This window comes from Dactylosporangium sp. NPDC005572 (genome assembly GCF_040605515.1).
Classification (GTDB): domain Bacteria; phylum Actinomycetota; class Actinomycetes; order Mycobacteriales; family Micromonosporaceae; genus Dactylosporangium.
In genome coordinates this window covers 1-6,385 of sequence record NZ_JBEXCY010000362.1, presented here as the reverse complement: position 1 = coordinate 6,385, position 6,385 = coordinate 1, and the positions used below count along the sequence as shown (strand labels likewise).

5 protein-coding genes are annotated in these 6,385 nt (G+C 70.5%); 4 read left to right on the top strand and 1 reads right to left on the bottom strand.

All coding sequences use genetic code 11. From position 1 onward, the window contains the following. The first annotated feature begins 246 nt into the window (after window positions 1-246). The 3 genes from ABZS66_RS59875 (at window position 247) to ABZS66_RS59865 (ending at window position 1,191) form a co-directional block, all read left to right on the top strand. Window positions 247-510 (top strand): hypothetical protein, encoded by a 264-nt coding sequence (locus ABZS66_RS59875; protein ID WP_354773652.1) that lies wholly within the window; start codon window positions 247-249, stop codon window positions 508-510. 77 nt (window positions 511-587) lie between these two features. After that, on the top strand, window positions 588-992 hold the full coding sequence (locus ABZS66_RS59870; RefSeq protein WP_354773650.1) for a hypothetical protein: 405 nt from the start codon (window positions 588-590) through the stop codon (window positions 990-992). 73 nt (window positions 993-1,065) lie between these two features. After that, window positions 1,066-1,191, top strand: coding sequence for a hypothetical protein (locus ABZS66_RS59865; protein ID WP_354773648.1), 126 nt, complete (start codon window positions 1,066-1,068; stop codon window positions 1,189-1,191). Window positions 1,192-1,261: 70 nt separating this feature from the next. Here the strand turns inward: ABZS66_RS59865 and ABZS66_RS59860 are convergent, their stop codons facing one another. Beyond that, window positions 1,262-1,642, bottom strand: a complete 381-nt coding sequence (locus ABZS66_RS59860) for a hypothetical protein (protein ID WP_354773646.1) — start codon at window positions 1,640-1,642, stop codon at window positions 1,262-1,264. 208 nt (window positions 1,643-1,850) lie between these two features. On the opposite strand from ABZS66_RS59860, the gene mobF reads away from it, so the two are divergent. Further along, on the top strand, window positions 1,851-6,200 hold the full coding sequence (gene mobF / locus ABZS66_RS59855) for a MobF family relaxase (protein ID WP_354773644.1): 4,350 nt from the start codon (window positions 1,851-1,853) through the stop codon (window positions 6,198-6,200). The last annotated feature ends 185 nt before the right edge of the window (window positions 6,201-6,385 follow it).

The following is a 6,385-nucleotide window of genomic DNA, read 5'->3' as shown; positions in this document are numbered from 1 at the left end:
CAAGCGAGCGGGGTTTGCTCGCTTGCACCCGGCCACCCGGCATGGCACATCACAGATCAGACGACGGGATGGCCCTCCACACGAGACACAACGTCCGTGAATCATGCCGCTTCGCGGCCCGCATACCCACCACCAGCAAAAACGCACATCCAAACTTAGCTAACAGCATCGATGTGATGTATCATTAATGCAGGTCGTTCGCACCGACCAAACCAGAACCGCCACCCACACCAAAGGAGCCACCGAGTGACCCTCGCACTCACCACCACCGACCTCATCGCCTACGGCGACCGGGCCATCACCGCCTACCACGGCGGCGACAGCGCCACCTACAAGGCAACCCTCGACGAGATGCGCGACCACGGCTGGGACCGCTGGGCCGACGTCGTCGCCGCCGTCCTCACAGGCGACGACATCCCGAACCCGGACGACTTCCCCGAGTACTACGCCGGACCACTCACCGTCACCGCCGACGACCTGCGCACCTTCCACGGTGAGCCGCCGTTCTAGCCGCCCCACCGGCGCCGGGCAACCAACCCGGCGCCGCTCGGCACCCAACGGCCAGCCACCCGCGAAAGGCACACGCCATGCTGCGCAGGCGCCACCAGGCCGCGCCGGTCGGCACCATCGTGATCTATCACGGAACCGTCGCCGAACTCACCGGCCGCCGCCTCACCATCACCAACGTCGACACGACCACGGGCCGCGCCCGATACGAACTGTCCGACAATCTCGGCCCACTCCTGAACAACGTCCACGCCGAATCGTTCACGCCTACCACGACCGACCCGTGGACCGCCCGACTTGACGCCATCCGCGAGGCAGCCGAACACGACGGCTGCGCGGACCTTATCGGCCCCTACCTCGCCGAAGTGCGAGCCCTCAACGCCCGAGGCAACCGGCGCGCGGCCCGAGACGCCGCCCGGACCCTAGAGCACACCGTCGGCATCCGCAGCGCCGCCCGCACCGGCCCCGGCGCCCACCGCCGATAGACCCCGGCCGGGCGGCGCCGCGAACCCACGCCACCGCCCGGCCGGACACCACAGACCACGAAAGGGCACCACCATGACCGAACCAACCGACCCCAACCCCGACCGCACCAGCCGCATCAACTGGGTCCCAGCCCTTGCCCTCATCACCTACGCCGTTGGCATCCTCGCAGGCATCATCGACGGGATCGGCCGTCCGTGAAACACCGCGCGACCTCCCATCCTGCGCCCCAGTCCTCACCTGCCCGCCGGTCGACCCCACCAGCCGTCCATCAATCGTGCGCCAACCCGTCCAACGGCGCGGGCCGGCCCACATCCACTGACGCAGCGAACCGCCGCGGCCCACCGTCCAACCGTGGCGGACGACCGCCCCTCCCGGATCGCCCTCGCAGCCGATCCACCGCCACCCGCACATCACCAGACGGCGCCTGCTCCTGCGCCGCCCGCACCTCAGCAACCGCCAGGCCGGACACCGCCGCAGCCCGCTGCGCATCACCAAGCACCGCAGCCAGCGCTGCCACCGCGACATCCCGCGCCACGGCGGCCGCCGCCTGCCGTTCGGTCGCGTCCGCCACCCCGCGCACCGCCGCCAACTCCGCCGCATGCTGCTGCCGCAGCCGCTCAACAATGTCATTCGTCGCCCGGCTCGCCATGTTCTCACGCTACCCTTTCAGAGCCTCACAACCCATCCAGTGAAATAGTTCGGAATCGATCAGAAGCTCTCGCCCATACTCCACCTACACCCACACAAGGGCGCCGAGCTGGCATTTCCTAGCACTCCCCACGATCACCTCATGATCGAGCACACAACCTTGCATTCACAATGTCGCCAGATCGGTGCAAGCGCCGTACCCTGGGCACATGCTCTCGATCACCAAGATTCATCCAGGTGCGGGAGTCAACTATCTCCTCAACCAAGTCGCCCCGGGTAAGCACGATTTCCGACCAGGACCGAACAATTCAGCAGTCACCTATTTTGCGAATGCCGAAGCGCTTGGAGGGGCGCCAGGATGGTGGGCCGGGCAGGCGCAGGAATTGTTCGGTATCGGCCCTATCGTGCAGGCAGAGGAATTGCAACGGCTCATCGGCGAGGGCCGCCATCCACTCACCGGCGAGCAGCTAGGCCGACTGTGGCGGCGCTACGAGGCGCTCACCGACAGCCGGCGGGAGGAGCGGGCGCAGCAGGCACTGGACGCGCTGCCGGTGGACGCGACGGTCGAGCAGCGGTGGAAGGTGTGGCTGGACGTGTGGACGGCCCCGGAACGGCGGCCGGTGTCCGGCTACGACGTGACGGTGTCGATGCGCAAGTCGGAGTCGCTGCTGTGGGCGTTCGGCGACGACACGGTCAAGGCGCACGTGATGGCCGCGCACCATAGCGCGATCCGGGCCACGGTCGTCCACCTGCGTACGCATGCAGCGTTCACGAGGCTGGGCACCGACGGCGTCGCCCAGGTCGACACCGACGGTCTGGCGGTGGCGGTCTTCGACCATCGCATGTCGCGGGAACAGGACCCGCAGGTGCACTCGCATATCGTCATCTCGTCCAAGGTCGCAGTCACTGGGGACAACGGTGAGCGGCGCTGGTATGCCCTGGATGGGCGGGCGTTGTATCAGGCGTCGGTGAGCGCTCGGATCGTCTACGAGCGGGCGGTGGAGGTCGAGCTCGGCCGGCGGTTGGGGGTACGGTACGCGGCCCGGCCGGGCTCGACGATCCGGGAGATCGTGGGGATTTCGCCGCGAGCGGTCGCGGTGTATTCGAAGCGGCGCGCGGCCATCGAGGCGGCGGTGGCCGCCGAGCCGGCCGCCGGTTCCGCGGCGATGTCGATGCGGCGGTGGCGGCGTCTGGCGCAGGTGGCGACGCTGCGCACCAGGCTGCGCAAGGATGGCGCGGAGTCGACGGCACAGGCGGTGCGGCGGTGGGGTGCCGAGGACGCTCGCCATGGGTTGGACACCGCCGGTGAGGTCCGGACGATCGTCGCTGGCCACGTCCGGCACGACACGGCCGAGGTGGCCGTGCGGGCGTTGCGGCGGGCCCGGCGGGCGCTGGCAGAGGGTGCGGAACTGACGGAGCTCGACGTCGACGCCGCGGTTGTCGCGCTCGGCGTCGGCGACGAGGAGCGGCGGGCTGAGGTCCTTGCTGAGGCGGTGCGCCGCGATCCGCGGCTGGCGGTCGGGCGCGCGGTGCGTGACCTGTCCGCCGATCGTGCGGTGTTCAACCTCGACCACCTGGAACTGGCGATCGGCCGAATCCTGCACATCTCCGCCAGCGAGGGGACGAGCCGGGACTGGTCCCGTGTGCACCGCTTGGCGGTGCACGCGGCCAACCGGGGGTGGTACGGGCTGCGGGTGCTCACGCCGCCGGGTCTGGTGTCGTGGGGGCCGACCCTGCTGCGTGGCAGCGACCGGCAGCCGATCTACACCCGGCATCGGCAGCTGCTGCTCACCACGCAGGCGGTCCTCGATGTGGAGCAGCAGGTGCTCGGCTATGCCGCCCAGCTTCGAGCCACCTCGGCGCCCGCCGGACTGCTGCAGCAGGTGGCCGAGGAACTGCAGCTCTCGGCCGAGAAGCGCGAGGCGCTGGTGCACCTGCTCGGTGACGAGCGGAGCGTTGTCGGGGTGGTCGGGCCAGCGGGTACCGGCAAGACGTATCTGCAGCGGGCGGTCGGCGTAGTCGCGGCCCGCGCGGGCATTCCGGTGCTCGGATTGACGGTGTCGCAGAACGCCGCCGAAGTCCTCGCTGCAGAGTCGCGCAGGGACGGGGCGGCAGGGTTTCGCACCGAGAACATCGCGATGTGGCTGCACGCCCAGCACACCCCACCAGCCAACAGCCGGCCCGGGCAGTGGGACTTCCAGCCCGGGCAGTGGCTGATCGTCGACGAGGCGTCCCAGGCGTCCTCGATCGACCTGGCGGCGCTCGTCGCGCTGCTCGAACCGGTCGGCGGGAAGCTCATCCTGGTCGGGGACCAGGCGCAGATCCCGGCGATCGGGCCGGGCGGGCTGCTGCGCCACCTCGCCGGCATCGGCCGTACCGTCCAGCTGCGGGAGATCCGCCGGTTCCGTGAACCATGGGAGGGTCCGGCGTCGCTGCGGCTGCGGGTCGGGGACACCACCGTGCTGCGCGACTTCGACCAGCGCGGCCGGATCGTGTCGGGCACCCTCGAACAGCTCACCGAGCAACTGTTGCGCGGGTGGGTTGCCGACACGCTCGACGGGCTGGACTCGCTGATCCTGGTCGAGACCGAGGCCGAGGCCGCCGACCTCGCCGCGCAGGCCCGCGCGATGCTCATCCACGCCGGTATCGTCGCCCGCGGTCGGCGGGTCGAACTCGCCAACGGCACCCGCGCCTCCGCCGACGACATCGTCGTCACCCGGCACAACGACCGGCGCCTCACCACCGACCCCGACCCAGCCCCCGCTACCACCCTCGCCGCTGCCCTGGGGCTGGGGTCCGGGCGGGCGGCGAAATTCGTCGCCAACCGGGACCGTTGGCGCGTGCTACGCGTCGGCCGGACCGGCACGCTACACGTGCGGAACCTGCGCACGGACGACGAGATCGTGCTGCCCACCGACTACGTGCGCGAGCATGTCCAGCTCGGCTACGCGGCCACCGTCGACTCCGCGCAGGGCCGCACCGTCGACACCGCCCGCGCGCTCATCCGCGACAGCGTCACCCGCGCCAGGCTGTACGTGATGACCACCCGGGGCCGGCTGGCCAACCAGCTGTACGTGCTGACCAATCCGGAGCCACCCGAGCCCCACCCCACCCAGCCGCCCATCTCCGGCACCGCGCTACTAGCCGACATCCTGCGCGTCGACGACACCGACCGCACCGCCACCGAAACCGGCCAGACACTGCTCGCCGACCACGATGCCCTGCACATGTGGGGACCCGTCTTCGAGGACCTGCTCGGCCGCACCTACACCGCCCGGTATGCGGTCATCGTGGCGCAGCTCGACCCGGTCGCTGGCGCCCGCCTCGCTGGAGACCCGGCGATGGCCGCCGTCGCCTACAAACTCCGGGCCCTGGCCGACGCCGGCTACGACGACGTGCGCATCCTCACCGCCGCCGTCCAAGAACGAGAACTGGCCACCGCGCGCAGCGTCGCCGAAGTCCTCGCCTGGCGGCTCGACGACGTCTACCGCGACCTCGTTCACGACCCCCGCCGCGCCCTGGCCGCCCGACCCTCCCACACGTACACCGCACGGCTGACCGGCCTCACCAGTGCGCACCCGGACGTCGCGTCCGCCCTGCAGCAGGTCGCCGAGATCGCAGACCAGCGCATCGTCGGCCTCGCCGAACTCGCCGCCGACCAGCCACCCCGCTGGGCCGCCGCGCTGGGGCCGGTACCCAGTCCCGGCGACGAGGCCGGACGGCGCGCATGGCTGGAGCAGGCCGAGGTCGTCATCGCCTACCGCGACCGCTACCAGCACACCGGCGACGACCCGATCGGCTCCGAACCACCCGTCCGGGACACCACGCGCTGGACCGCGTGGCACCGCGCGCAGTTCGTCCTCGGCACCGCCACACTCGCTGGAGAAGTTCACGCCGCTGGTGTGGTTGGCATGCGCGCGTTTCTCGCCGCGATGCGCGAGGCCGACGCCCGCGAACCCGCATACGTCGCTGACGAACTGCGCACCGCCCACCTCGACCTGATCGAAGCACGCGACGCGGTCCGCGAACTGCGCACTGAACTGGCCGCCGCGCAACACCAGCACACGACCCAGCAGCCGTCGGCTGATGCGCGCCGGTGGTGGCAGGCCGGACCACCCGCCAGTTCCAGACAGGCAAACAAGCCGGGCCGCCCAGGCAACCCGGGCAGCACGCGAGTCGACGCGCTCCGTCAAGACCTCGACGCCGCCGTCGCCCGGGCCGGCCAGCTAGCGGTCCGGGTCCGGGAACTCGAACAACGACACCGGGCCTGGACCGACTGGTACACCGAGACCCTGCCGGCTCGCTACGCCGGCCTGCTCGCCAACGCCGAACGCGCCCGCCGCCTGCACCACGTCCTCGGCAACACCAACGACGTGCTCGACCGCATCCGCACCACCACCGCGAAAGTCCACGCCCTCCAGGCCACCCGCCCCACCCCGCACGCCCGTCCGGTCCCGGAACACCTAGCGGAAGCAGCTTCGGCCGCCACCGAACGCCTCACTGTCGACCGCGACCGGGACACCACCACGCCAAACCGCGAACCCGGCCTCGACCTGTAGCCGTGCGTAGTACGGTGCCAACCCTGTGCCTGCTGGGTCGCCAGCGCGACGCCACGCCGGATCACACTCCCTGCCACGTTCCGGCCCTGACCCTTGCCCGTTGACGGTTGAGAGGTGTCGCCTGAAATCCGGCTCTGGCACGGATTCCGTGATCGTCCTTGGTGTGCTGGTTAGGGGCGGTTGAG

Coding starts and splice junctions, on each gene's coding strand:
- ABZS66_RS59870 (WP_354773650.1), top strand. CDS start 588: ATGCTGCGCAGGCGCCACCAGGCCGCGCCGGTCGGCACCATCGTGATC.
- ABZS66_RS59865 (WP_354773648.1), top strand. CDS start 1,066: ATGACCGAACCAACCGACCCCAACCCCGACCGCACCAGCCGCATCAAC.
- ABZS66_RS59860 (WP_354773646.1), bottom strand. CDS start 1,642: ATGGCGAGCCGGGCGACGAATGACATTGTTGAGCGGCTGCGGCAGCAG.
- mobF (WP_354773644.1), top strand. CDS start 1,851: ATGCTCTCGATCACCAAGATTCATCCAGGTGCGGGAGTCAACTATCTC.